General features: G+C 46.8%; 23 protein-coding genes. 15 read left to right on the top strand and 8 right to left on the bottom strand.

Annotation, left to right across the window (positions count from 1 at the left end; translation table 11 throughout):
* The 4 genes from ilvN (at position 1) to leuB (ending at position 4,228) form a co-directional block, all read left to right on the top strand.
* Positions 1-498 (top strand): acetolactate synthase small subunit, encoded by a 498-nt coding sequence (gene ilvN / locus BLR88_RS14020; protein WP_057897773.1) that lies wholly within the window; start codon positions 1-3, stop codon positions 496-498.
* Positions 499-559: 61 nt separating this feature from the next.
* Positions 560-1,549: a ketol-acid reductoisomerase gene (gene ilvC / locus BLR88_RS14015; protein ID WP_057897774.1), complete on the top strand. Its 990-nt coding sequence runs from the start codon at positions 560-562 to the stop codon at positions 1,547-1,549.
* 33 nt (positions 1,550-1,582) lie between these two features.
* Complete coding sequence (locus BLR88_RS14010; protein WP_091260953.1) at positions 1,583-3,115, top strand: 2-isopropylmalate synthase; 1,533 nt, start codon at positions 1,583-1,585, stop codon at positions 3,113-3,115.
* A gap of 18 nt (positions 3,116-3,133) precedes the next feature.
* The gene (gene leuB, locus BLR88_RS14005) at positions 3,134-4,228 is read left to right on the top strand and encodes a 3-isopropylmalate dehydrogenase (RefSeq protein ID WP_057897776.1); all 1,095 of its coding nucleotides are present in this window, start codon (positions 3,134-3,136) and stop codon (positions 4,226-4,228) included.
* 166 nt (positions 4,229-4,394) lie between these two features.
* On the opposite strand, the gene BLR88_RS14000 is transcribed toward leuB, so the two are convergent.
* Positions 4,395-4,769 carry a hypothetical protein gene (locus BLR88_RS14000; RefSeq protein WP_057897777.1) on the bottom strand — a complete coding sequence of 125 codons (375 nt, stop codon included), beginning with the start codon at positions 4,767-4,769 and terminating at the stop codon, positions 4,395-4,397.
* A 122-nt stretch (positions 4,770-4,891) separates the two neighbouring features.
* Between BLR88_RS14000 and BLR88_RS13995 the strand changes: the two genes are divergently transcribed.
* Positions 4,892-6,661 carry a B12-binding domain-containing radical SAM protein gene (locus BLR88_RS13995; protein ID WP_091260951.1) on the top strand — a complete coding sequence of 590 codons (1,770 nt, stop codon included), beginning with the start codon at positions 4,892-4,894 and terminating at the stop codon, positions 6,659-6,661.
* Positions 6,662-6,930: 269 nt separating this feature from the next.
* Here the strand turns inward: BLR88_RS13995 and BLR88_RS13990 are convergent, their stop codons facing one another.
* The 4 genes from BLR88_RS13990 to BLR88_RS13975 all read right to left on the bottom strand — a co-directional run bounded on the left by BLR88_RS13990 (position 6,931) and on the right by BLR88_RS13975 (position 9,337).
* The gene (locus tag BLR88_RS13990) at positions 6,931-7,866 is read right to left on the bottom strand and encodes a DUF4367 domain-containing protein (RefSeq protein WP_057897779.1); all 936 of its coding nucleotides are present in this window, start codon (positions 7,864-7,866) and stop codon (positions 6,931-6,933) included.
* Complete coding sequence (locus BLR88_RS13985; RefSeq protein ID WP_057897780.1) at positions 7,823-8,416, bottom strand: RNA polymerase sigma factor; 594 nt, start codon at positions 8,414-8,416, stop codon at positions 7,823-7,825. The genes BLR88_RS13990 and BLR88_RS13985 overlap by 44 nt, the downstream gene beginning before the upstream one ends.
* A 175-nt stretch (positions 8,417-8,591) precedes the next feature.
* Positions 8,592-8,798 (bottom strand): DUF378 domain-containing protein, encoded by a 207-nt coding sequence (locus BLR88_RS13980; protein WP_057897781.1) that lies wholly within the window; start codon positions 8,796-8,798, stop codon positions 8,592-8,594.
* Between the two features lie 161 nt (positions 8,799-8,959).
* Positions 8,960-9,337 carry a DUF2512 family protein gene (locus BLR88_RS13975; RefSeq protein ID WP_057897782.1) on the bottom strand — a complete coding sequence of 126 codons (378 nt, stop codon included), beginning with the start codon at positions 9,335-9,337 and terminating at the stop codon, positions 8,960-8,962.
* 108 nt (positions 9,338-9,445) lie between these two features.
* On the opposite strand from BLR88_RS13975, the gene BLR88_RS13970 reads away from it, so the two are divergent.
* Positions 9,446-10,525 carry a M42 family metallopeptidase gene (locus BLR88_RS13970; RefSeq protein WP_408863254.1) on the top strand — a complete coding sequence of 360 codons (1,080 nt, stop codon included), beginning with the start codon at positions 9,446-9,448 and terminating at the stop codon, positions 10,523-10,525.
* 131 nt (positions 10,526-10,656) lie between these two features.
* Here BLR88_RS13970 and sspI read toward each other — a convergent pair whose 3' ends face one another.
* Positions 10,657-10,872, bottom strand: a complete 216-nt coding sequence (gene sspI, locus BLR88_RS13965; RefSeq protein WP_057897784.1) for a small acid-soluble spore protein SspI — start codon at positions 10,870-10,872, stop codon at positions 10,657-10,659.
* A 135-nt stretch (positions 10,873-11,007) separates the two neighbouring features.
* Here sspI and BLR88_RS13960 point away from each other — a divergent pair, with 135 nt between their 5' ends.
* The gene (locus tag BLR88_RS13960; RefSeq protein WP_091260949.1) at positions 11,008-11,664 is read left to right on the top strand and encodes a potassium channel family protein; all 657 of its coding nucleotides are present in this window, start codon (positions 11,008-11,010) and stop codon (positions 11,662-11,664) included.
* Positions 11,665-11,681: 17 nt separating this feature from the next.
* The gene (locus BLR88_RS13955; RefSeq protein ID WP_057897785.1) at positions 11,682-12,470 is read left to right on the top strand and encodes a TrmH family RNA methyltransferase; all 789 of its coding nucleotides are present in this window, start codon (positions 11,682-11,684) and stop codon (positions 12,468-12,470) included.
* Between the two features lie 15 nt (positions 12,471-12,485).
* Here BLR88_RS13955 and BLR88_RS13950 read toward each other — a convergent pair whose 3' ends face one another.
* Positions 12,486-13,202 carry a DUF2225 domain-containing protein gene (locus BLR88_RS13950; RefSeq protein WP_057897786.1) on the bottom strand — a complete coding sequence of 239 codons (717 nt, stop codon included), beginning with the start codon at positions 13,200-13,202 and terminating at the stop codon, positions 12,486-12,488.
* A gap of 487 nt (positions 13,203-13,689) precedes the next feature.
* Between BLR88_RS13950 and pheS the strand changes: the two genes are divergently transcribed.
* The 4 genes from pheS (at position 13,690) to BLR88_RS13930 (ending at position 18,227) form a co-directional block, all read left to right on the top strand.
* On the top strand, positions 13,690-14,724 hold the full coding sequence (gene pheS / locus BLR88_RS13945) for a phenylalanine--tRNA ligase subunit alpha (protein ID WP_057897787.1): 1,035 nt from the start codon (positions 13,690-13,692) through the stop codon (positions 14,722-14,724).
* Positions 14,725-14,739: 15 nt separating this feature from the next.
* The gene (gene pheT, locus BLR88_RS13940) at positions 14,740-17,166 is read left to right on the top strand and encodes a phenylalanine--tRNA ligase subunit beta (RefSeq protein ID WP_091260947.1); all 2,427 of its coding nucleotides are present in this window, start codon (positions 14,740-14,742) and stop codon (positions 17,164-17,166) included.
* Between the two features lie 159 nt (positions 17,167-17,325).
* Complete coding sequence (gene zapA, locus BLR88_RS13935; protein WP_057897789.1) at positions 17,326-17,649, top strand: cell division protein ZapA; 324 nt, start codon at positions 17,326-17,328, stop codon at positions 17,647-17,649.
* Between the two features lie 8 nt (positions 17,650-17,657).
* Positions 17,658-18,227: a CvpA family protein gene (locus tag BLR88_RS13930; protein ID WP_057897790.1), complete on the top strand. Its 570-nt coding sequence runs from the start codon at positions 17,658-17,660 to the stop codon at positions 18,225-18,227.
* Between the two features lie 115 nt (positions 18,228-18,342).
* Here BLR88_RS13930 and BLR88_RS13925 read toward each other — a convergent pair whose 3' ends face one another.
* Positions 18,343-19,245 (bottom strand): LysR family transcriptional regulator, encoded by a 903-nt coding sequence (locus BLR88_RS13925; protein WP_091260945.1) that lies wholly within the window; start codon positions 19,243-19,245, stop codon positions 18,343-18,345.
* Positions 19,246-19,374: 129 nt separating this feature from the next.
* Between BLR88_RS13925 and BLR88_RS13920 the strand changes: the two genes are divergently transcribed.
* From BLR88_RS13920 to BLR88_RS13910, 3 genes are all read left to right on the top strand, one after another.
* Positions 19,375-20,649, top strand: a complete 1,275-nt coding sequence (locus tag BLR88_RS13920; RefSeq protein ID WP_091260942.1) for an amino acid permease — start codon at positions 19,375-19,377, stop codon at positions 20,647-20,649.
* A gap of 136 nt (positions 20,650-20,785) precedes the next feature.
* Positions 20,786-23,146: an endonuclease MutS2 gene (locus BLR88_RS13915; protein ID WP_057897793.1), complete on the top strand. Its 2,361-nt coding sequence runs from the start codon at positions 20,786-20,788 to the stop codon at positions 23,144-23,146.
* 100 nt (positions 23,147-23,246) lie between these two features.
* On the top strand, positions 23,247-23,654 hold the full coding sequence (locus tag BLR88_RS13910) for a DUF350 domain-containing protein (RefSeq protein ID WP_057897794.1): 408 nt from the start codon (positions 23,247-23,249) through the stop codon (positions 23,652-23,654).
* Positions 23,655-23,912 lie beyond the last annotated feature (258 nt).

The raw sequence follows: 23,912 nt of genomic DNA, 5'->3' as shown, positions 1-23,912 counted from the left end.
ATGGAACAGAAACATACGATCTCAATTCTCGTAAACGACCAGCCGGGGGTTTTGACCCGGGTAGCCAGTTTAATGGGTCAGCGCGGCTTCAATATCGACAGCATTACGGTTGGCCAATCGGAAGAACCGGGCCTGTCACGCATGATTATCGTAACGCGCGGTGATGAAAAAACAATCGAACAGATTATGAAGCAATTTCATAAATTAATTGACGTCTTAAAAGTGCAGCATCTGAGTAGTGGCCCTATGGTAGCTCGCGAGCTTGCGCTGATTAAAGTGGGGACGACAGCGGCCACGCGTTCTGAGATTAATGGTATTATTGAGCCGTTTCGCGCAAATATTGTCGATGTGGGGGTATCGTCCCTTGTGATTGAGGTAACGGGTAGTTCTGAAAAGGTTGATGCGTTAATTGATCTGTTAACACCGTACGGAATTAAAGAGTTGTCCCGCACCGGAATTACTGCGATTAGCCGCGGAGCTATCTTGGCAAAAGCATAATGGATCGCTATCAATCTATTTATATATAAAAATATTACACATAATTTGGGAGGAAGATTCGATGATTAAGATGTATTATGAAAAAGACGCAAATCAAGAAATTTTGAAAGGCAAAACGATTGCCATTATCGGATATGGAAGCCAGGGACACGCGCAAGCGCAAAACCTGCGCGACAGCGGCATGAAAGTTATGATCGGTCTTCGCAAAGGCCGTTCTTGGGAACAAGCGGAGAACGATGGCTTTGAGGTTTACACTGTTGATGAAGCGGCTTCCCGCGCCGATTTGATTATGATTCTTCTGCCGGACGAAATGCAGGCAAAAGTATATAAAGAGCAAATTGAGCCAAATTTGAAAGAAGGTGCCGCACTCTTTTTCTCGCATGGCTTTAATATCCACTTCCAGCAAATCGTCGCTCCAGCCGGTGTGGATGTAGTAATGGTAGCTCCGAAGAGCCCGGGCCACATGGTTCGCCGGGTATACATGGAAGGATTCGGCGTTCCGGGACTTCTGGCAGTATATCAAGACGGTACAGGTAAAGCGAAAGAGCTTGGTCTTGCGTATGCGAGCGGTATCGGCTGCACGCGTGCCGGGGTTATAGAGACAACATTCCGTGAAGAGACAGAAACAGACCTGTTCGGCGAGCAAGCGGTGCTTTGTGGAGGTACAGCCGAACTTGTAAAAGCGGGATTTGAAACGCTCGTGGAAGCAGGATATGCCCCGGAAATCGCATACTTCGAGTGTTTGCATGAACTCAAACTTATCGTTGACCTTATGTACGAGGGTGGTCTGGAATACATGCGCTACTCAATCAGCGATACAGCTGAGTTCGGCGATTACAGCGTAGGTCAGCGCATTATTACGGAAGAAACGAAGAAAGAAATGAAGAAAGTATTGAAAGAAATTCAAAACGGTACGTTTGCGAAAAACTGGATTCTGGAGAACCAGTCTGGCCGCGCCGCATTCAGCGCACGTCGCCGCATTGAGAAAGAGCATCAAATCGAGCAGGTTGGCAAACAGCTGCGCGAAATGATGGCTTGGATTAAGAAATAAGCTCAATAAAAATTGTGGAGGTGGCCATAGGGCATGCGTACAATCGAAGTTTTTGATACCACCCTGCGGGACGGTGAACAGTCCCCAGGGGTCAACTTAAGCGCCGCAGAAAAACTGGAAATTGCTTTGCAACTGGAGCGCCTGGGGGTAAGCCGGATTGAGGCAGGGTTTGCCGCTGCCTCCCCAGGAGATTTACAGGCTATTCGTGAAATTGCCAAACGGGTGAAGAACTCGACGATTGTTAGCTTGTCCCGCGCGTCGGAGAAAGATATTGACAAAGCGTGGGAGGCATTGGGTGATGCCGAATCCGCATGCTTGCATACATTTATTGCTACGTCTCCGATTCATCGCAAGTATAAATTGAACATGACGAAGGAACAGATTGTTGAGCGTGCGGTGGCAGCGGTAAAGTATGGAAAGAAATATTTTGATATGGTTGAGTTTTCCTGCGAAGACGCTTCTCGTACCGAGATTCCATTCCTGATTGAAGTGGTGCAGGCGGTCGTGGATGCAGGTGCAACAATTATCAATCTTCCGGACACGGTAGGATACACGATGCCTGCGGAATATGCCAATATCTTTACCCAGATATTAAACAATGTACACGGTATTGAGAACGTGAAGTTAAGCTGTCACTGCCATGACGATCTTGGCATGGCGGTTGCCAATACACTGGCTGCCATCCAGGCCGGAGCCACCCAGGTGGAAGGCACGATTAACGGGATCGGTGAACGCGCGGGGAACGTTGCGTTGGAAGAGGTGGCGCTGGCGCTTGATACGCGCAAAGATTTCTATCAGGCGATCACAAATTTGAAACTGGAAGAAATCGCGCGCACAAGTAAACTGGTCAGCCGCTTAACCGGTATGATTGTACCGGGCAACAAAGCGGTAGTGGGGGCCAACGCGTTTGCGCATGAGTCTGGCATTCACCAGGACGGTGTATTGAAAGAAGTAACGACTTATGAAATTATCCGTCCGGAACGTGTCGGTGTCAAATCCAACCGTCTTGTGCTTGGTAAGCTGTCTGGCCGCCATGCTTTCAAAGATAAATTGCAGGAACTGGGTTATCATTTAACGCAAAAAGAGCTGGATGACGCATTTTTCCGCTTTAAAGAATTGTGCGATCGAAAGAAAGATATCAGTGATGAAGATATCATCGCGCTGGTAGATGCAAAAATTACCAATATTCCAGAAACATATATTCTTGAAAACATTCAACTTTCGTACGGCAACCATTCCGTTCCGACCGCTAGTGTGCGCGTACGTACCGCAGATGGGCGGGTACTTGAAGAAGCTGCGTGCGGCAACGGCTCCGTCGATTCCATTTATAAGGCGATTGATCGCGTAACGAATGAAGAAGTAGTATTAGAAGACTACAAGATTTTATCCATTACTCAAGGAAAAGATGCGCTTGGCGAAGTGTACGTACGCCTTTCCCAGGGGGATTGCACAGTACAGGGACGCGGTGTAAGCACAGATGTGCTGGAAGCGAGCGCCAAAGCGTATCTACGCGCGTTGAATAAATTGATTGTACGCCGCGGTGACGCCGTGGAAGTCGTAATGTAAGAGAGGAAGGAACGAAGCATGAGCCAAACGTTTACTATTACTGTGTTGCCTGGCGATGGGATCGGGCCGGAAGTTATCGAGCAAGCGATACATGTGTTAAAAGCTGTAGAAAAGCTGGAAGATGTTACGTTTACGTTTGAATACGCACGCTTGGGCGGTTGTGCTATTGATGAAGATGGCACGCCGTTGCCGGAGGAGACGCTGGAGAAAGCGCGCCGTTCTGACGCTGTATTGCTTGGCGCGGTAGGCGGTCCAAAATGGGATAACAACCCGGCGCATCTCCGGCCGGAAACAGGCCTGCTCGGTATTCGCAAGGCGCTTGGCCTGTACGCGAATCTGCGTCCGGCTTTCATGCTCGACTGCATGGTGGAAGTGTCGGCATTGAAAGAAGAAGTGGTCAGGGGCGTTGATTTGATGGTGATTCGTGAATTGACCGGCGGACTCTATTTCGGTGAGAAGAAGCGCTATAAAACGGAGAATGGAGAAGTAGCATCCGATGAATTGATCTACCACGAATATGAAATCGAACGGATTGTGCGCCGTGCGTTTGAAGTGGCGCGCTTGCGGGGTAAAAAGCTTACGTCTGTAGATAAAGCGAATGTACTGGAATCTTCCCGTCTGTGGCGCAAAGTGGTGGATCGGGTTGCGCACGATTATCCGGATGTTGAGTTGCGCCATCAGCTCGTCGATTCCTGCGCGATGGAACTGCTCCGCTGGCCGAAGCAGTTTGATACGATTGTGACGGAAAATATGTTCGGTGATATTTTGAGCGATGAAGCGTCCATGCTGACAGGCTCTATCGGCATGCTGCCATCCGCTTCGTTGGCGGACGGTAACTTCGGCTTGTATGAACCGGTGCACGGTTCGGCGCCTGATATCGCCGGAAAAGGAATAGCAAACCCGACTGCCACGATTCTCTCTGCGGCAATGATGCTTAAATATTCGTTTGGTATGGAGCGGGCGGCGAATGCAGTTGAGAAAGCCGTGCACAAGGTGCTGAATTCCGGCGTGCGCACGGCCGATATCGCTAAGAGTAAAGAAGAAGCCGTCAGCACGAAAGAAATGGCTGATAAAATTATCGCCGCTATGCACGAAGTATACGTGCAGGCTTAGAGGCATAAAAAAGCGAGAGGTTAGCGTTACAGCTAATACTCTCGCTTTTTTGCAGCTATCTTTATAAGCCATGTTTGATCAAAAATGATCATTTTTGTTAAGTCCTCCTTATGGTGATTATAGTCTTCCTAAAACTGATTAATCAACACGCCAAAAATAAGCAAGTTTATTCATCATGTAAAAACTCTTTAATGGGTGTTTTCCACTCGATTTCGGCATCCGGATAGCTTTCGGCGATAATCTCTGCGATCTCGAAAAAATCGTTCCGCGTCAAACCGTGCAGCCGCTCCGGCTGCCTGGACCAGATAGAAATCTTTGTTACCGTAAACTTATCTTCCGTATTTCCTAAATATTTTTCCCCTTCAAATAAAACTCCTTTATATGTTAACAAGAAGTTACGGCGTACGTTGTTCCTGTCATCCAGAAAAAATGTCCGCTTTTTTTCCAGCGCACTTTCCAGTTTGCGTTTTGGATTGAATATATATTGAAACCACCAGACAATGAACGCAATAATGGCTAGCAGCAACAATAATCGTAACATGCAAGTCCCTCTCTTCTTGCAAAAGTATCCATTCACTTTTTTATACGGATTGATTAGAAAAAGGATGCAAAAAAATGCTATACTATCACACAGAAATTTATGAATGATGAGGGAGCTTATTCATGAATGTGCTTATAACAACATTGAACGCGAAATATATCCATACCTCGTTGGCACTTCGCTATTTGAAGGCATTTTGTCAGAACGACTTTAAAGTGGAGCTCGTTGAATATACGATCAAAGACCCGGCAATGAACATCGTGTCTGATTTATTCCAGCGCCAGCCGGATGTAATTGGCTTTTCCTGTTATATCTGGAACATCGAAGAGACGATTAAAGTTATTTCTATGCTGAGAAAGATCATGCCAGATGTAAAAATTGTGCTTGGCGGACCGGAAGTATCGTATGATGTCGACTATTGGATGAATCGCTTACAGGAAGTTGATTTTATTGTTGTTGGCGAGGGGGAAGAAACGTTCCACCACCTGCTTTCAGAAATTCAGGGAGAGCAAAAATACCATTTCGTATATGGGCTTGCATACCGCAAAGGTCAGGAAGTTATTATCAACCCGCCGCGTCCAAAGCTCGATTTGAATCGGATTCCGTCTCCGTTTTATTTTGAAGAAGACATTCCGAATCTTAAAAACCGTGTCACGTATTTTGAAACAAGCCGGGGATGTCCGTTTTCTTGCCAATTTTGCCTGTCAAGCATTGAAGTAGGTGTGCGCTATTTTGATATTGAGCGGACAAAACGAGATTTGCTGCATTTAATTAAAAACGGCGCAAAGCTGATTAAATTTGTTGACCGGACGTTTAACATCAAGCGTGACTACGCGATGGAAATTTTTCAGTTTTTAATTGAAAATCATGGCGGCTGTGTATTCCAGTTTGAAATCACCGCCGATATCATGCGCCCGGAAGTGCTCGATTATTTGGCCGAACAGGCGCCGCCCGGTATCTTTCGCTTTGAAATCGGTGTTCAATCGACTAATGACGTAACGAATGAAATTGTAAAACGTCGGCAAAATTTCACCAAGTTAGCGCGTACCGTGACCAAGATTCGAGAAAGTGGCAAAATTGCTCAGCACCTTGATTTAATTGCAGGTTTGCCGGAAGAAGATTACCTGTCATTCCGTAAAACGTTCAATGATGTGTTTGCGTTGCGTCCGGAAGAATTGCAGCTTGGGTTTTTGAAGATGTTGCGCGGCACGGGAATGCGGTTAAATGCGGATAAGTATGAATACAAGTATATGGATCATGCGCCTTATGAAATTTTGGAGAACCGTATTCTGCCGTTTTCCGACATTGTCCGGATTAAACGGGTAGAAGATGTATTAGAAAAATATTGGAACGCGCACCGCATGGATCGCACGTTACTGTATCTTATTGAACGGGAGTTTGCTTCGCCGTTTGATTTCTTTCAAGAATTCGGTAATTTTTGGGAATCAAAAGGTTGGGCGCGTATTGGGCATCAGCTTGAGGATTTATTCACTCGTTTGCACATGTTTTTGCGTGAGCGCGGCACAGAAAAACTGCCGATAATCGAAGGTTTGATGAAGTACGATTTCTTTATGAATTATAAGTATAAACCACGTAAAACATGGTGGAAATACGAAGTCGGGAAATCGGAACATTCCCGCTTGATGAAGTTGCTCGCCCAGCGTCCAGAACTTGCCGGAGAAGCGTTTGTGGTGCGCGGGCTTGACGAGAAATTGCTTCATAAACATACGATGCTGGAGATTTTACCGTTCAATATGAACACATATTTGCAAACAGGTGAAATCAAAGAAGAGGAAACGTTGCTAATCGTTTATTATAATCCGGAAGAGCGCGAGCGCCCCGACACTTACTATGTTCCGATGCGAGAAGTAAACATGGGATCTGTTAAATAAATGACAGTATGAAAATCTCGCGGGCGTTGCCGCCCGCCTTTTTCCACATGGAAACGACCGTAAAAAAGACCTGCCAAAAAGAGCGGCAGGTCTCAGACTGAAGACAAACTCCCTTGCAAATTACACTGCTAAGGGAGTTTTTGTACTTTTTGATGAAAAAACAAAGAAAAAATAGGAAACTTACGCTTCGTTCCACCTGACTTCCAGAGACAGGTAGCTAACTTTTTTAAGTTCATAGCAGAGCGGTCCTTTTCGTATGCATCAATCGATTAATCCAGATACGATTCGGCGATTTTAATCAAGTCTTTTTTGTTTATTTGTTTTCCTGTTTCGATATGGTATCGAATCGTATGCGTACTGTTTGGAACGTCATAAATCCATTGGATATTGTGTCCTGTACCGAAGTCTGTATATATCATTTCTACTCCCTTTACAACAAATTTTTCCCGCTTTGAGCCCCACTCTTTATGAACGAGAAAAGTCTCTTTTCCACTTGTTCTGGACATTGCAACTTGTATAGCACTCCCGCCTTTTTTATATGTGCTAAGGATCCGCCAATGATCTTTCGACATCTCCACCGGCAGCATCGCATATTCTTGTTTCGATTCCTCTGCCTGTTTCCGCAGCTTTTCTGCTATAGCCGTCTGTTCTTTCGGGGTAGGAGGATTCACGTCAGTAATTGGGGTAAAGAAGACCGTTGCATGTTCGAAGTTGTGCTTTCCTGGCAAACTGTCAAAAATTTTGACCGATTGCCCTTTCATTTTGGTGCGGAGTGCGGACACGTCGGTAAAGGTTAGAGGTTTGTCTAAGGTGTACGTTTTCATATCTGGAATGTTCGAGACGACATAAAAGACACCGGCTGTCCCCGCTTTTAACACCTTGTTCGCAAAATCTCTAGCTTTTAGCGCGCGGAGTTGTTCATCCAATGAAGGCGAGGTATAGTTTGCCTCTTCCAGTGTTTTCTCCTCAAAAACAACTTTACCTTGCTTGTTGGTCAATGTCTGATAGCTAAAAGCAAAAGCTGAAGATACCGTCAAAAGCATTCCTGCCACTACCATTACACTCACTTTATATTTCACAAAAAATCGCTCCTTTTTTTTCTGCTCAGCATACAACTTCTCCATCACTTTTCCAGTCAAGTCAACATCGGGAAGCTGTAGGTCATGAAAAAGTTCTCTTAAATCCTGATCCTTGTCCAATGTCATACGGTTTCACTCCCTTCACTTGAGCATAGTGCTTACGGAATTTTGCAGCTGAACGCTCGTATTTTTTTCGAAGAGTAGCGTTGTTTTGATTAAGAATAAGGCTAATTTCTTCATAACTTTTATCCTCAACACAACGTAAAATTAACAAGTTCCGCTCTTCTGCCGATAATTTTGACATCGCCTGTTGTATGTATTCATCAAAATAATTGGCTTCAATCTGTAAATCTACATGTTTATTCTCCTTCTCATCCTGATAAAAAAAGGGGAGATATTTTGCAAGTTTTCGCTTACGAATCACATCAATACATTGATTATAGGCAATTTTATACAACCAAGTGCCGAACGGTATAGCCGGGTTGTACTTATTCAAAGAGCGAAATGCATTCAAAAATACTTCTTGTCCGCTGTCCTCGGCTTCAGCATAATTGCCTAGCATATGATAACAATAAAGAAAAATCGGTTTTTGGTATAATTGCATGATTTTCTCGAACTTTTCGGTATTCCCCTCCAATATGTCAGCGATAATCTGACGTAGAGTATTGTCATCCAAACCGCTCACCCCCTTCACCCTATATAACGAATCACATATGCTAAAATGTGACAGTAGAAACAAAATAATTACTAGTACGTCAGCAATGCAACAAAGGGGCTGTCCCAATTAGTCATTTTTCATGACTTTTGGTACAGCCCCTTTGAAATACGGGGGAAATTTCAATGCGGTTTATCTACATCCTCGCTTTTTCAGACGTAAACAAGAGTGTAATGGTATATAGTCCGCTTAGTCCTATCAGGGAGTAAATGATACGGGAAATGATTGTACCCTGTCCGCCGAAGATTGCAGCTATCAAGTCGAATTGAAAAAAGCCTACGAGTCCCCAGTTAAGCGCGCCAATAATCACCAGAACAAGAGCAATTTTTAACAGAGTGTTCATACCAATCCCTCTTTCCGTTTGATTTTTGGCAGTGAACGTTTCTGCGTAGGAATTGAAAGATGAGAACTCTGTATATTAAATAACTATCAGAATTTTGTTAAATTATTCGTTCTTTTGCAGAAAAATTTTTGTGTGTTCTGTCGAAAGAAGAAGGCTGGATGTTAGGAGTTTTTGCGTTTATGTTTTTTCTGGTTGACGCGGATATACCTATGCATAATAAGCTCTACCGTTCCGAGGGAAATTCCAGCTATAACGCCTCCGAGTAGCGTAATTTTGCTCTGCGGGAATAGCCAACCGGATAGATAGACGATAACTGCTATCGCTAAAGTACCTTGCAGTGTTGCTTTGTAGATACCGTATATGCCGAGCACAACTTCATCCGCTATCAGCCCAATGACAAGCAGCAGCAGGCTAACGTCCAGCCAGTGATTGATGTTTTCGAACATTAACTGAGAAGGAAAAGTGACAGACAAGAGATAAAGAACGCCCGGAAATAACACAACTTTATACAAAAAGTTAAAAAACACACGTTTTGCCAATTTCATTCCTCCTTTATCTTTTAGTATGTGTTGAAATTGTGCGATAATATGGATGAAGAAAGGGAAAGCTTGGATTGTATGCGCAAACGAAGGAATGGAGGAATGATTATGGAAGACAAAATGTTAGCGATGTATAAAGAATTGACTGAAACACCGGGTGTGCCGGGTCATGAGCGCGCGGTGCGCGAAGTGATGCGCAAATATATAGAGACGTATGCGGATGAAGTAACAACGGATAACTTGGGAAGTTTATTGGCGCGTAAAGGAAACAAGGGGCCAAAGATTATGGTAGCCGGACACCTGGATGAAGTCGGCTTTATGGTTACGATGATAACGGACAAAGGATTTCTGAAGTTTCAACCGCTCGGGGGCTGGTGGGAACAGGTGATGCTGGCTCAGCGGGTTGCTGTGCAAACGCGCAACGGCATAATTGAAGGTGTTATTGGCTCGATTCCACCCCATATTTTGCCGCCGGAAGCGCGCAAAAAACCAGTGGAAATCAAGGATATGTTCATTGATATTGGCGCTTCCAGCAAAGAAGAAGCCGAAGAATTCGGCGTCCGTCCAGGTGATACGGTCGTTCCGATTTGTCCGTTCACCGTTATGAAAAATCCGAAGTTAATGATGGCAAAAGCATGGGATAACCGCGTTGGTATCGCTATGGCGATTCAGACGCTACAGCAGCTACAAGGAGTTGATCATCCGAACACAGTATATGGCGTGGGAACAGTTCAAGAAGAAGTCGGTTTACGCGGCGCTCAAACATCCGTTTATGCAGTAAATCCGGATATCGCGTTTGCGGTTGATGTTGGCATTGCGGGAGATACGCCAGGAGTAAAAGAATCTGAAGCGATGTCCAAAATTGGTGAAGGGCCACAGATTTTGCTATACGATGCCTCTATGATCGGACACCCGAGCCTGCGCAAGCTGGTTGTAGAGACAGCGGAAGAGCACAATATCCCGTTTCAATATGATGCCATGGCACGCGGTGGCACAGATGCCGGTCGCATGCATTTGAACGGCAGAGGCGTACCTTCGGTCGTGATTGGTATTGCTACCCGCTACATTCACAGCCATGCTGCTATCCTGCACCGCGATGATATCGATAATGCGGTCAAACTTATTGTTGAAGTCATCAAAAAACTTGATCAAGACACTGTTGAAAAAATTAAACGTCAGGAATATTAAGCAAAACGAGGCGGTTTCAAAAGGGGGATTAATCCCAAACAGAATACAATATATAGATTGCTTATTGCTTTTCTATGCGTATATGTGTTAACGCGAAAGGGTGCCCCATCACTTGGGACACCCCTTTTTTCTCATTGCACCTGTTGGTAAATCGCTTCAATCATTTTTTCTTTTTCTTGCTCGTTCGCTTGCTGCCATACCAGTTCAAAAAGAACGCCCAATCCCGGCAGCGTCTTTTCCTCACGGCTGCTGATAGCGTCCACGATCGTGTGCCGCACGTCCTCCTTAGAAGAACCATGCATATTATGCATAATCGCTGCACGCAAATCAAGGTCGGAAATATTCATGTTATTCACACTCCCTACCGAGATAAAAATAGATTCGTTTTGTAGTTTCACCGGAATGTTTTATTTTCATCCCTCTCGAAAACAATAGAAGGAGAATGTTATAATAAAGGACGAATTAGAGAAAGGGTGGAATTTATGGCGGGTCAATCTTACGCGGTAATTGGGATGGGGCGATTTGGCGCCAGTGTGGCCCAAGCGCTCTACAACATGGGATATGACGTCATGGTCATTGACGAAAACGAGGAGCGCATTCAAGATCACATTAATATTGCGACGCATGCGGTTCAGGCCGATTCAACGGACGAGCAGGCGCTGCGTGAAGTCGGTATCCGCAACTTTGATGTTGTTGTAGTGGCGATTGGAGCGGACATTCAGGCGAGTATTTTAACCACGCTTATTCTCAAAGAGATGGGCGTTAAAATGATCGTAGCTAAAGCTCAGAATGAGCGCCATGGACAGGTGTTGTACAAAGTAGGCGCAGACCGCGTCGTATTCCCGGAACGAGATATGGGGTTACGGTTGGCTCACAACTTAGTTTCGCCGAACGTACTTGATTTTGTGGAACTGGCAGAAGATTATAGTATCGCTGAAGTGGCAGCCCCTGAAAAGATGGACGGCAAAAGCTTGCAGGAGCTAGATATTCGCGCGAAGTTCGGTGTGAACGTTATGGCAATCAAGAGCGGCAATTCGTTTAACATTGCCCCGAGCGCGTCCGACTCTATTAAAGAGGGCGATGTTTTAATCGTGATCGGACATAACGACGATTTGAAAAAGTTTGAGGAAGAGTCCTAATGGATAGGAGTTCATAAATGGAAGTCATTTCATCGGTACAAAACCCACGTATAAAGCAGTGGGCGAAATTACATACGCGCAAAGAAAGGGAAAAAACAGGCCTTTTTTTGCTGGAAGGTTTGCATCTTGTGGAGGAAGCTTGCCTTGCGGGTGCGCAGCTGGAGGCGATATTGCTTGAAGAAGGGCTGGATATCCCGGAATGGCTTGCTATCTTTCAGCGCGCCAGACAGCTTTCCCTTACCTATGTCACGCGTCCGGTATTGGAAAAGGTGGCGGAAACAAAAACGCCGCAGGGTATTATAGCTGTGGCGAAGATAAGGGAGAACAAACCTGATATGCTTCAGAATGGCGGATTGTGGCTTGCGTTGGACAAGCTGCAGGATCCGGGAAATGTCGGCACGCTTATCCGTACGGCGGACGCCGCCGGTTTTAATGGCGTTATTCTCGGAGAGGGAAGCGCCGATCTGTATAATAGCAAAACGCTCCGTGCAACGATGGGTTCGCTGTTCCATCTTCCAGTATGGCGGGAGTCTTTGCCGCAGTTCATAGAACGAGCAAAGCAGCAACAGCCAGAATTGCGGATTATTGGAACAAGCCTGCGGGAGGCGAAGCCGTACACTGATGTATCTTATAGGGGAGCGGCCATTTTAGTTATAGGAAACGAGGGAAGCGGGGTTTCGGATGAGGTGCTCGCATTGGCGGATCAGAACGTGATCATTCCGATTTACGGAAAGGCTGAATCATTAAATGCTGCTATCGCAGGCTCGGTTCTTATGTATGAGGCAGTGAGGCAACGTAGGCAATAGAAGCGTCCCCTTTCTTTACGTTTTATTGTTTACTTTTTTTTCCTGCTGCTTCATCTTTTCCCGCATATTTTGCCACTGATCACGGGCCATGCGTACCGTTTGCGGTTCATTTGCCCGAAGCGGATGTTCGACAACTTTGGAAAAATAGTAAAGCGCTTTAGCGTAATTGTCGAGCTGACGGTGTAGTTCGCCAATCAGGTATGTTAAGCGGATTTCGGATAGGCTTGTACTCACGTAGTCTCCCCGCTCATAGGAAGCCTCATACTCGCTTAGGGCAAGCTTGAGGAAGCGGCGTTCGTTTTCTGTATGCTTCAGATAACGGTATAGCCAGGCGAGACGCAGACAGAGTCCAGCGATAACACAATGTGGCTCTTTGCAGACATTGGCTGTGAAAATCGCAAGTTTGTAAGTGACGATCGCCTCCGGAATCGTGCGAATGCCTGTATAATCTTTCTGCGTCCAGTTAGCGGTGATTTTTTCTTCGATAAGCTGTGCGATTTGTTGTGGCACTTTTTTGCGGAACTGGTCGTTGAATGAGTAGCCGCAGCGCGGACAGACAACAACATGATATAGAATAGGATTTTCCGACTGCTCTTCATAGTATTCGCAGAAGTCGGGATCGCGCTTGTAAGGATGGCTGCGGCGCAGACGCGTTTTCTTGCTGGTAAAGTTATGTCCGCAGTGGGCACACGAGAATTTTTTGTCATAAAGGATTGTTTCTAGTCGGTTCATGTGCTTCTCCCTTCCCTCCAAATTTCCTATCTTTTACTGATACATAAATACTTTTTTTAAAAAAGATATATATATAGTATATGACAAAAATCACTATTAAGATAGGAAAAAAATCATGAGTGTAATTTTTGCACCCTTGCTTATTTGCCGGACATACTATATAATCAGTCCTAAAATAGTTCTTACAGCAAATATCATTGAGAAAGGCAATGACGGAGACAAGTACGTGAAAGAGGCGCTCCCAGGGAGAGAATGCCGCGACTGGAAGCATTCTTGAGATTGGCCATTCACCGAATTCACTCCCGAGTCGGCCCCTGAATGGTAAAGTAGGGGGAATGCCGGAAGCTGTCCGTTATCAGCGCAATGAGATAAGAGCAGGATTTGGCCTGTTCTTGAACAAGGGTGGTACCGCGACCTCTCGCCCCTTACCGGGTGAGAGTTTTTTTATTTTCGTATAAACAGTGTGTATTTTAAGGAGGGATATATTGTGCGCGAAAGACTGGAAGCTTTGAAAGCTGAAGCGCTAAAAGAGCTGGAACAAATCGAGCGAACCGCGCAGGTGCAGGAATTGCGGGTAAAATATCTTGGCAAAAAAGGTTTGTTAACCGAAATTTTGCGTGGTATGGGCAAATTATCCCCGGAAGAACGACCGGTGATCGGACAGTTAGGCAATGAAGTACGTGCAGCGATTGAAAGCAAGCTGGAAGAGAAAAGAGAGGCGGCCGAGCGGGCGGAAGTGGAAGCGAAGCTGGCAAGTGAAACGATTGACGTAACACTGCCAGGGCGTACCGTTCATATTGGCAACCGCCACCCACTTACGCTTGTAACAGAGCAAATCGAGGATATTTTTTTAGGCATGGGCTTTACAGTAGCCGAAGGTCCGGAAGTCGAAACCGATTACTATAACTTTGAAACTCTGAATTTACCGAAAGACCATCCGGCGCGTGATATGCAGGATTCGTTCTATATTACGGAAGAAATATTACTTCGTACTCATACCTCGCCGGTTCAGGTTCGCACAATGGAAAAAATGAAAGGTAAGGTTCCGGTTAAGATTATTTGTCCCGGCCGCGTATATCGTCGTGATGACGATGATGCGACCCACTCCCATGTATTTAATCAGGTAGAAGGATTAATGGTGGGCGAAAACGTGCGCATGAGTGATCTAAAAGGAGTATTGCTCAGCTTTGCGCGTCAGATGTTTGGGGAAAATACGCAAATTCGCCTGCGTCCGAGTTTTTTCCCGTTTACGGAACCTAGCGCGGAAGTTGATGTATCTTGTAGCATGTGCGGCGGCAAAGGGTGCCGGACATGTAAACATACGGGCTGGATTGAAATTTTAGGATCGGGCATGGTGCATCCGCGCGTGCTGGAAATGGCAGGATACGACTCCGAGAAATACACAGGTTTTGCTTTCGGGATGGGAATCGATCGGATCGCGCTTTTAAAGTACGGTATTGACGATATTCGTCATTTCTACACGAACGATGTACGCTTCTTGAAGCAATTCAACCGGGTATAAGGAGGATGGAAAACGATGAAGGTTTCGTATAATTGGTTAGCGCAATATGTTGACCTCTCCGGCGTTACCCCGGAGGAGCTGGCAGAGAAGTTAACCCGCAGCGGCATCGAAGTCGAAGCGGTCGAATATGTAAATAAGGGCGTAAGCAAAGTGGTGGTCGGTTACGTGGCCGAAAAAGAAAAGCACCCGGATGCAGATAAGCTGAACGTATGCCAGGTGGACGTAGGGGACGGCGAACGATTGCAAATCGTCTGCGGCGCCAAAAACGTGGCGGCCGGCCAGAAAGTACCTGTCGCTTTGGTGGGCGCCAAACTGCCGGGAGACTTCAAAATTAAAAAAGCGAAGCTGCGTGGCGTAGAATCAAATGGCATGATTTGTTCAGCAAAAGAGCTTGGCATCAATGATAAGCTGATGCCGAAGGAAATCCAGGAAGGGATTCTTGTGCTGCCGGAAGATTTGGAAGTTGGTCAACCGATAGAACCGGTTCTTGGTCTTGATGATGTAGTTCTGGAACTTGGCCTGACGCCGAACCGTTCGGATTGCTTAAGCATGATCGGCGTAGCATACGAAGTGGCCGCTATTCTTGGCCGAAAGGTAAAACTTCCGGACATAGCTGTTGCTGAGACAGGAGAGCCAATTGATGGCAAAGTAGAAGTGGAAATTACAGCGCCGGATCATTGCCGTCGTTACATGGCGCGTTTGGTTTCCGGTGTTAAGCTCGGCCCGTCCCCGATCTGGATGCAGAATCGGCTGATGGCAGCTGGAGTGCGTCCCATTAACAATGTGGTAGACATTACAAATTACGTTATGCTAGAAACAGGGCAACCGTTGCATGCATTTGATTACTCGAAAGTGGAGAACGGGCGCGTCGTGGTTCGTCTTGCTAAGCCAGGCGAAGGAATCGTAACGCTAGATGATGTAGAACGTACGCTGGATGAGGAAATGCTGCTGATTACGGACGGTGTTAAACCGCTCGGTATTGCGGGCGTAATGGGTGGCGCCAACTCAGAGGTGACGGACAAAACGGACACAATTTTGTTAGAGTCCGCCCATTTTGCTGCCTCTTCCATTCGCAAAACCGCGCGTAAACTTGGCCTTCGCTCCGAAGCGAGCCTGCGCTTCGAAAAAGAAGTCGATCCGAAAGGCGTGGAATATGCACTGAATCGTGCTGCCGCTTTGATGGTGGAACTGGCAGGCGGTCAAGTTGCACGAGGCGTGTCTGATCAGATCATCGAGGCGCCAGAAGACAAAAAAATCGTATTGCGTTTGTCTCGTCTAAACGATTTGCTCGGTACCAGCCTCTCCCTGGAGGATGTAACGTCGATTTTTGAACGTTTGGCGTTCACGTATAAGACGGAAGGCGAAGTGATTACTGTGACTGTTCCGACACGCCGTCAGGATATTACGCGCGAAGTGGATTTGATTGAAGAGGTGGCCCGTTTGTACGGATACGACCATATTCCGACTACGATGCCGTACGGTGACAATACGCAAGGATTGCTTACCCGTGAGCAGATGCTGCGCCGAACCATTCGCCAAGTCCTTAACGGTGCGGGATTGGATGAAGTTAACACATATTCTTTTACCCATCCGGATATCGCTTTCGACTTTGCGACTGTATATCGGGAAACGAAGCCAATTCCGCTGGCGATGCCGATGAGTGAAGAACGAAGCGTATTGCGTACGAATTTGTTGCCGCATTTGCTGGAGACAGCTGCGTATAATATGAACCGTAAACAGCGTGATTTGGCGTTGTTTGAACTTGGCAAAGTGTTTTTGACTGATGAAGAAACATTGACAAAGCTGCCTGAAGAAAAGCTGGCGCTTGCCGGCTTGCTGACTGGCAACTGGGTCGGGCCGCACTGGCAGCAAAAAGCTGAACCGGTTGATTTTTATTTGGTAAAAGGCATTCTAGATGTTCTTTTCAATCGTCTCGGCATTACCGGAATCGAGTATCGTCCGGCGAAAGATTTGGCTGGCATGCATCCGGGCAGAACAGCGTATGTTGTTTTGCAGGGAAAAACGGCGGGATATCTTGGCCAAGTGCATCCGGTAGCGGAGCAGAAGTACGATGTAGGAGAAACGTACGTCTTCCAACTGGATGCTGATTTGCTGATGGAGCTTGCAACCATGCACCAGGGCATGATGCCGCTGCCCAAATACCCGGCTATTAGCCGTGATATTGCGGTTGTTGTGGACCGTAATGTAAGCGCGGGCACGCTGCAAAATATCATTGAGGAAACAGCCGGGGAATGGCTGGAATCTGTGCGTATCTTCGACGTGTACGTGGATGACAAACTGGGCGTGAATAAGAAAAGCGTGGCGCTGTCCTGCACGTATCGCGATCCGGAAAAGACGCTTACGGATGAGGAAGTACAGGCTGTGCATGACAAAGTGGTCAGAGCGCTCGCGGAGGAGTGCGGCGCCGAATTGCGCGGGTAGACAATGAACGGTTGTATATTTATAAAAAGGAGGAACGCATGAGGCGATTGCCTCCTTTTTTTGTTCTCATTTTTGTGGCCCTTTTCATTTTCCGAGCTTTCCTTATTTGTGTTATTGTGTAGAATATAGTTATGGAAAAGGACGTGAGGAGGACGTATTGTGTCAGGACAGAACAAAGAAAGAGTGGTAGTTGAAATATACGGACAATACTACACGATGAAAGGAGATAGCAGCTCTTCCCATATGCGGATGATCGCCGGGTATGTGGACGACAAGATGCGGAAGATTTCGGAAGCGAATCCCCGGCTTGATACGAATAAACTGGCGGTACTCGCCGCGCTGAATATGGCGGATGAATATTTTCGCTTGCGCATGGAATATGAGGAACTGATTAAACTTTTGGAGAAAACGGCGAAAGAGACAGAAGAAGAGGAAGGGGAGAACAGAGACGGGGAAGAGAAGAACGAAATGAACGAGGAGTAAGATTCAGCATGAACATTCTTGATATTGTCCTGATCGTGGTATTGTTATTTAGCGGATGGCGAGGGTACAGACAAGGACTCGTAGGACAACTGGTACGCATCGTCAGCATGATTGCTTCGTTTCTTGTCGCATTTTTGTGTTATCGTCCGGTTGCAGTACGACTCGCGGAGTGGTTTCCGTTTGCTAAAGCGGAGGTGAACGGTACATTTTCTGAAGTGGCCGGATTCCCATTTATTCAACAGGCCATTTATAATGTTGCGGCCTTTGTTTTGCTTGCGCTTGCTACAGGGCTTGCGGTTCGGTTTGTGGGTGGCTTTTTGGATAGTGCGGCGCGGCTGCCGGGACTTTCTGTTGTTAATAACCTGGCAGGCGGGGTGATCGGCCTTGTTAAAAATGGGCTTATTTTGTTTGTGCTTCTTATCGTCGCCTCTCTGTTGCCTGTAGAGGCTGTGCAAGAAACGATAAACGGGTCTTTGCTCGCTTCATACGCTACATCGTATTCCTCTGATTTGTTCCAATGGATAAAAGAAATGATACAAAGTCCACTGTCTACGGGTCGATCCTCCAATTTATTATAATGAACAGAAGAACGGGAAGCCGCTGCGGCACATCATTTCGCAGCGGCTTTTTTTAGAATTATTTTTTAGACGAAAAAACAGGGGGTTTGGCAATACGGATTTTGAGTTCGCTCATTTATGTTTGTTGCCGCCAGCGTTTTGCATGCTGACCTACAAGCGATAGAAATTCTTTTAATGCGGGAGACAGCCATTTTTTCTTATGATACGCCATTTGTGTGGCTACGCGGCAGGCGCTGTCGTCCCAGTCGAGCGCAGCTATTTTTCCTTCCATGATTTCTTTTTCGACTGTAATCAAAGGGAGAAATGAGAGACCGAGTCCTGACATAACGCAGTTCTTAATCGCTTCAATGCTCCAAAACTCAAGGTCAGAACCGGGAAACACGCCACAACTGTTAAGATGTGCTTCAAATAGTGTGCGATAGCTGCACCCGGGCTCCGTATGCAGAAATGTTTCGTTTTTTAGTTCCGGTGTTTTAATATTCTTACCTGTAGCCAATGGATGTTCCGGCGGTGCAATAATTACCATTTTTTCGGTTGCAAGCGTCTCAATATAGAGATCGGCTTCCTGCGCTTCCGGCTCCAGCAAGAATACCACGTCAAGCTCGCCGTTGCGCGCTAGGCTCCGCAGTTCCCAACAGACTCCGGGTCTAAGAATAATTTTTACCTGTGGATAAAGGGTTGTGTATTCGCGGATAATGGCCGGCAACCGAAAAGCGGCGAGCGATTCCGGTGCGCCGATGATCAGTGTTCCAGCCGGGACGGAGTCAGATGTAATTGCTTGTATGGCAGCGTCATGCAGTTCAAGGATTTGGGTTGCGTAGGAAAGAAGTTTCTCTCCGGCGGTGGTTAGTATGACTTTTTTTCCGAGACGATCGAACAGACGGGTCTTCAGTTCTTCTTCAAGCGATTGAATCTGGGCGGTTACGCTTGATTGCGCGTACGACAACAGTTCCGCCGCCTTTGTAAATCCTTTTACCTCGGCGACAACCTTGAATGTATGTAGATTACGGAGTTCCATTGTTCCTCCTTTTTTCATCGGTTTTATTGATAGATTTTCATCGGAATCATCTGTTTTACCGATGATATTATTATCAGTTACGATGGTAAAGAAAGCAAGATATATGATGAAAAAAGGAGATAACAGGAAATGGAAACGACAGGAAAGTTAAAAAAATCAATTGGCTTGCCGCAAGCGGTGGCACTTTATATCGGAGCGGTTCTCGGTTCTGGCGTTTTACTGGTACCGGGACTTGCAGCAGAAATAGCTGGACCGGCATCTTTGCTAGCCTGGGCAATCATGGCGGTGTTAGTGTTGCCGATGGCGCTGGTGATGGGCTTGCTGTCTGCCCGTTTTCCGAACGCGGGCGGGGTCGCGTACTTTGTCAGCCGCGCATTTCATCCGAAAACCGGTTCGCTCATCGGATGGTTTTTCTTGATGGCGGTGCCGATCGGCGCCCCGGTAGCTGCTCTGACAGGCGCCGGATATATGGCGGCGGCATTTGGGCTAAGCCGGGGTGCGGTGATTGCTACTGCTGCTATCATGCTGGGGTGTGCGCTGCTGGTCAATTTCCTTGGCATGAAAGTGGCAGGTATGGTACAGGTGGCGGTTGTGGCGGCAATTGCTTCCGTACTGTTGACTGCTGTCGTGGGTGCCGTTCCTTCTATTGAGAAAGCTCACTTTGTGCCGTTTATGCCGCATGGCTGGGCAAGTGTCGGGCAAGCGGCTGCGCTTTTATTTTGGTGTTTCATCGGTTGGGAAGCGGTCTCGCATTTATCGGAAGAGTTTGTGGATCCGCAGCGCGAAGCAGTGAAAGGCGTATCGGTCGCTGCGGTGATTGTTGGCTTGCTTTATTTTTTTACCGCGTTCGCTACCGTTGGCACCGGGAGCTACGGTGCCTTCGCTTCTTCTGTTTCACTGGTGCTGATTATTGAACGATTGTTTGGAACGAGCGGAGCTATTGTAGTGGGAATTACAGGAATATTTATTTGTACAGCGACGATTATCGCGTATATAGGAGCGGCTTCCCGCCTCGCTTATGCGCTGGCGAAAGAAGGGATGGCGCCGGAATGGTTTAGCCGCCTTTCAGCGCGGCAGGGCACTCCGGTGGGTGGACTGTTGTTTCTAGCCGCATGTTTTGCGCTTGTGCTGACATTATATAGCACAGAAATCATATCTTTGAAGACATTAATCCAATTGCCGAACGCAACCTTTATTCTGACTTATTTAGGCGGTTGCGCGGCCGGTATCCGCTTGCTGCGGGACAGCCGATTAGGTATGGGCATTAGTTGGCTTTCCTTTTTACTAACAGCGGCGGTCTTTCCGTTTACGGGCTGGTCCATGCTTTATCCTTTGACAATCGCCGTTTTTTGCTGGTTGTCCTGGCATTTTCAGAAAAAAAATACAAGTAAAGCCGGAAGATAAGCGTAATAGCGAGAAATCTTCTTGCAGCCAATGATATAATAGCAAAGGGGCGAAAAGTAGCCACCATATTGCGAATAGAGGATGAGAGAAAGAAGAGGCTCCCCTATTCACACTTATAGTAGAGAGGGGTTTTCTGTTGGAAGCACGTACGTTGTCAACGCTTGAATTTGATAAAATTATTGTGCAGCTTGCGGATTACGCTTCTTCCTCGCTGGGAAGAGAAAAAATAGAGCAATTAACTCCTGTGGCGGAGCTAGAAGAGGTGGAACGTCGCCAACAAGCGACACGTGAGGGGACGACTGTTCTGCGGCTGCGTGGAAGTGTGCCGTTCGGCGGTATTCGCGATATCCGCTCGGCGTGTAAACGAGCGAGCATGGGTGGAGTGCTTAATACGACTGAATTGCTTGACATCGCGTCTACGCTGTACGGTGGCGGACGCCTAAAAACATTTATCGCCTCGATTACAGAAGAAGAATCTCTTCCGCTTTTGAAAGAATTGGTAAGTCAGGTCGAACGGCTGTCAGGCCTGGAAAATGAAATTAACCGCGCGATCGATGAAAACGGTGTAGTTGTTGATTCGGCGAGTTCAGCTCTTTCGCAAATACGGGGGCAAATTCGCGGCGCCGAAAAACGTATCCGTGAGCGTCTTGAGCAGATGATCCGTAACAGCAATACGCAAAAAATGTTGCAGGATCCGATCGTTACGATTCGTAATGACCGTTTTGTTATTCCAGTTAAACAGGAATACCGTCATGTGTTCGGTGGCATTGTTCACGACCAATCTTCATCGGGTGCGACACTGTTTATTGAGCCGCAGGTTGTCGTCAATATCAGCAATGAATTGCGTGAGTTAAAGCTAAAAGAAGCGCGTGAAGTGGAGAAGATTTTGAGCGCGCTTTCGGCGAAAGTAGCGGAAGTAGCCGAGGTGTTGCTGCATAATATGGAATGCTTGGCAGAAGCCGACTTTATTTTCGCTAAGGCTTCATATGCACAAGCGCTAAAGGCGATACAGCCGGTGATGAATGATAAAGGTTATCTCCGCATTAAGAAAGGTCGTCATCCGCTTATTCCAGCCGAGCAGGTTGTTCCGATCGACATTGAACTGGGCAAGAGCTATACAGCCATCGTTGTTACCGGCCCGAATACGGGGGGGAAGACCGTTTCGCTCAAGACCGTCGGCCTGTTTTCGCTTATGGCGATGGCGGGACTTCATATTCCGGCTGAAGAAGGCACTGAGATGACGATTTTTGAAGGGGTTTATGCTGATATTGGGGACGAGCAGAGCATTGAGCAAAGCTTAAGTACGTTCTCGAGCCATATGACCAATATTTCGCATATTCTTCAACATGTGAATAATCGCAGCCTCGTGTTGTTCGATGAGTTGGGCGCGGGAACGGACCCGACGGAAGGCGCGGCGCTCGCGATGGCGATTATTGATTATGTACATCAGCGCGGCGCCCGTCTCGTGGCAACGACGCATTACAGCGAACTGAAAGCGTATGCCTATGATCGTCCGCAGATTGTGAACGCGAGCGTGGAGTTTGATGAAGTAACGTTGCGTCCAACGTACCGTTTGCTTGTCGGCATCCCAGGCCGTTCCAATGCGTTTGCCATCGCCTCTCGGCTTGGCCTGCCGGAAAAAATCTTACAGCAGGCGCGCGATTTCGTGAAAACGGAAGAAACTGAAATTGATACGATGATTGCTTCACTGGAGGAAAATCAGCGTAAAGCGGAGGCGGAACGGCGCACGGTCGAACATCTGCGCGCGGAATTGGAGCTTGCGCGCGAGGAGCTTGCCCGCGAGTTAGCCATTTTGGAGGAGAAAAAGGAACAGTTATACCGGCAGGCGGAAGAAGAGGCGCGTGCCGCTGTGGAGAAAGCGCGCAAAGAAGCAGAGCAGATTATTTTTGACCTGCGGAGGCTCGCGAGAGAAGAGCACGCCAATATTAAGGAGCACAAGCTAATTGAAGCGCGCAAGCGACTGGAAGAGGCGGTGCCCACGCTGCGCAAAAGGAAAAAGCAGAAGCCGAAGAATGTGCCGCTTAATCAGCAGCCGTTGGAAGTGGGAGATGAAGTGCGCGTGCTGTCGTTCAACCAGAAAGGTGAGATTGTTGGCAAGGTGAGCGACAACGAGTTCCAGGTACAAATTGGTATTGTTAAAATGAATGTCAAAGCCGATAATTTGGAAAAGCTTAAATCGGCAAGGCCGCAAGCGACCCAGCAGATTACGCGCATTACATCTGCGCGCGAACCGGTACGCATGGAGCTTGATGTGCGCGGCCATACGGTAGAAGAAGCCATTATCCGGATTGACAAGTATCTGGATGAGGCAGTGCTCAGCGGATTGAATCAAGTGTCCATTATTCATGGCAAAGGAACAGGCGCTCTGGGGCTCGGCGTGCAGAAATATTTGCGTAACCATCGGCTTGTGAAATCGTTCCGTTGGGGCGGGCAGGGCGAAGGTGGGCTTGGCGCCACGATTGTGGAATTGAAATAGCGGAGAGAGCGGCGGCTGAAACTGCCGCTTTTTTTTTTCGTATGATATATAAATAATAAGGAATAGACACTATTCTTTTAACAGTGGAGGAGGGAAAGGGTTGGTTATTTTCTCTAATTCTTACGTGTTGACTGCCGCTTATTTCGCTGCCGCCTTGCTTGCAGTTATTATTTTTCTGGCTGTATTTGAGATGGTCACCAAATATAAAGATTGGGACGAGATTAAACGCGGCAATGTTTCAGTCGCTATGGCGACGGGGGGAAAAATTTTTGGAATCTGTAACATTATTAGGTATTCGATTGAGCATAAGGAAGGCATTGGCCATACGCTTTTATGGAGTTCATATGGTTCGTTGCTGTTGCTTGTTGCGTATTTCGTATTTGAGTTTTTGACGCCGATGTTCAAAGTTGATGAGGAAATTGCAGCTGATAATCGCGCCGTTGGCTTATTGTCTATGGTAATTTCCATAGGCGTATCCTATGTTATCGGTGCAAGTATTATGCGATGAGACAATTTGCCTATATATAACGGCAGGGTGTCTGTGGACACAAACACGATGCCGTAGGAGGGATCGGGATGCTGGATAGATTGGCCAAGATTTTGTCTTTATGTGCGTTACTTTTTATTTTTTTCGGCATTCTATATTTTGCGGTGTTTCAATAATAAATAAAGCGAAGATGTAAAGGCGAGAGGTAACGATCGCTCTTTTCTTATGTTTGTGATAAAATAATTACGTTTATGTTTGGATAGCGAGAGGTCGGAGGAG

It is taken from the genome of Aneurinibacillus thermoaerophilus (assembly GCF_900099925.1).
Taxonomy (GTDB): Bacteria; Bacillota; Bacilli; order Aneurinibacillales; family Aneurinibacillaceae; genus Aneurinibacillus; species Aneurinibacillus thermoaerophilus.
This window is presented reverse-complemented; position numbering and strand designations above follow the sequence as displayed.

Coding starts and splice junctions, on each gene's coding strand:
- ilvN (WP_057897773.1), top strand. CDS start 1: ATGGAACAGAAACATACGATCTCAATTCTCGTAAACGACCAGCCGGGG.
- ilvC (WP_057897774.1), top strand. CDS start 560: ATGATTAAGATGTATTATGAAAAAGACGCAAATCAAGAAATTTTGAAA.
- BLR88_RS14010 (WP_091260953.1), top strand. CDS start 1,583: ATGCGTACAATCGAAGTTTTTGATACCACCCTGCGGGACGGTGAACAG.
- leuB (WP_057897776.1), top strand. CDS start 3,134: ATGAGCCAAACGTTTACTATTACTGTGTTGCCTGGCGATGGGATCGGG.
- BLR88_RS14000 (WP_057897777.1), bottom strand. CDS start 4,769: ATGTTACGATTATTGTTGCTGCTAGCCATTATTGCGTTCATTGTCTGG.
- BLR88_RS13995 (WP_091260951.1), top strand. CDS start 4,892: ATGAATGTGCTTATAACAACATTGAACGCGAAATATATCCATACCTCG.
- BLR88_RS13990 (WP_057897779.1), bottom strand. CDS start 7,866: ATGACATTGGACAAGGATCAGGATTTAAGAGAACTTTTTCATGACCTA.
- BLR88_RS13980 (WP_057897781.1), bottom strand. CDS start 8,798: ATGAACACTCTGTTAAAAATTGCTCTTGTTCTGGTGATTATTGGCGCG.
- BLR88_RS13970 (WP_408863254.1), top strand. CDS start 9,446: ATGGAAGACAAAATGTTAGCGATGTATAAAGAATTGACTGAAACACCG.
- sspI (WP_057897784.1), bottom strand. CDS start 10,872: ATGAATATTTCCGACCTTGATTTGCGTGCAGCGATTATGCATAATATG.
- BLR88_RS13960 (WP_091260949.1), top strand. CDS start 11,008: ATGGCGGGTCAATCTTACGCGGTAATTGGGATGGGGCGATTTGGCGCC.
- BLR88_RS13955 (WP_057897785.1), top strand. CDS start 11,682: ATGGAAGTCATTTCATCGGTACAAAACCCACGTATAAAGCAGTGGGCG.
- BLR88_RS13950 (WP_057897786.1), bottom strand. CDS start 13,202: ATGAACCGACTAGAAACAATCCTTTATGACAAAAAATTCTCGTGTGCC.
- pheT (WP_091260947.1), top strand. CDS start 14,740: ATGAAGGTTTCGTATAATTGGTTAGCGCAATATGTTGACCTCTCCGGC.
- BLR88_RS13930 (WP_057897790.1), top strand. CDS start 17,658: ATGAACATTCTTGATATTGTCCTGATCGTGGTATTGTTATTTAGCGGA.
- BLR88_RS13925 (WP_091260945.1), bottom strand. CDS start 19,245: ATGGAACTCCGTAATCTACATACATTCAAGGTTGTCGCCGAGGTAAAA.
- BLR88_RS13920 (WP_091260942.1), top strand. CDS start 19,375: ATGGAAACGACAGGAAAGTTAAAAAAATCAATTGGCTTGCCGCAAGCG.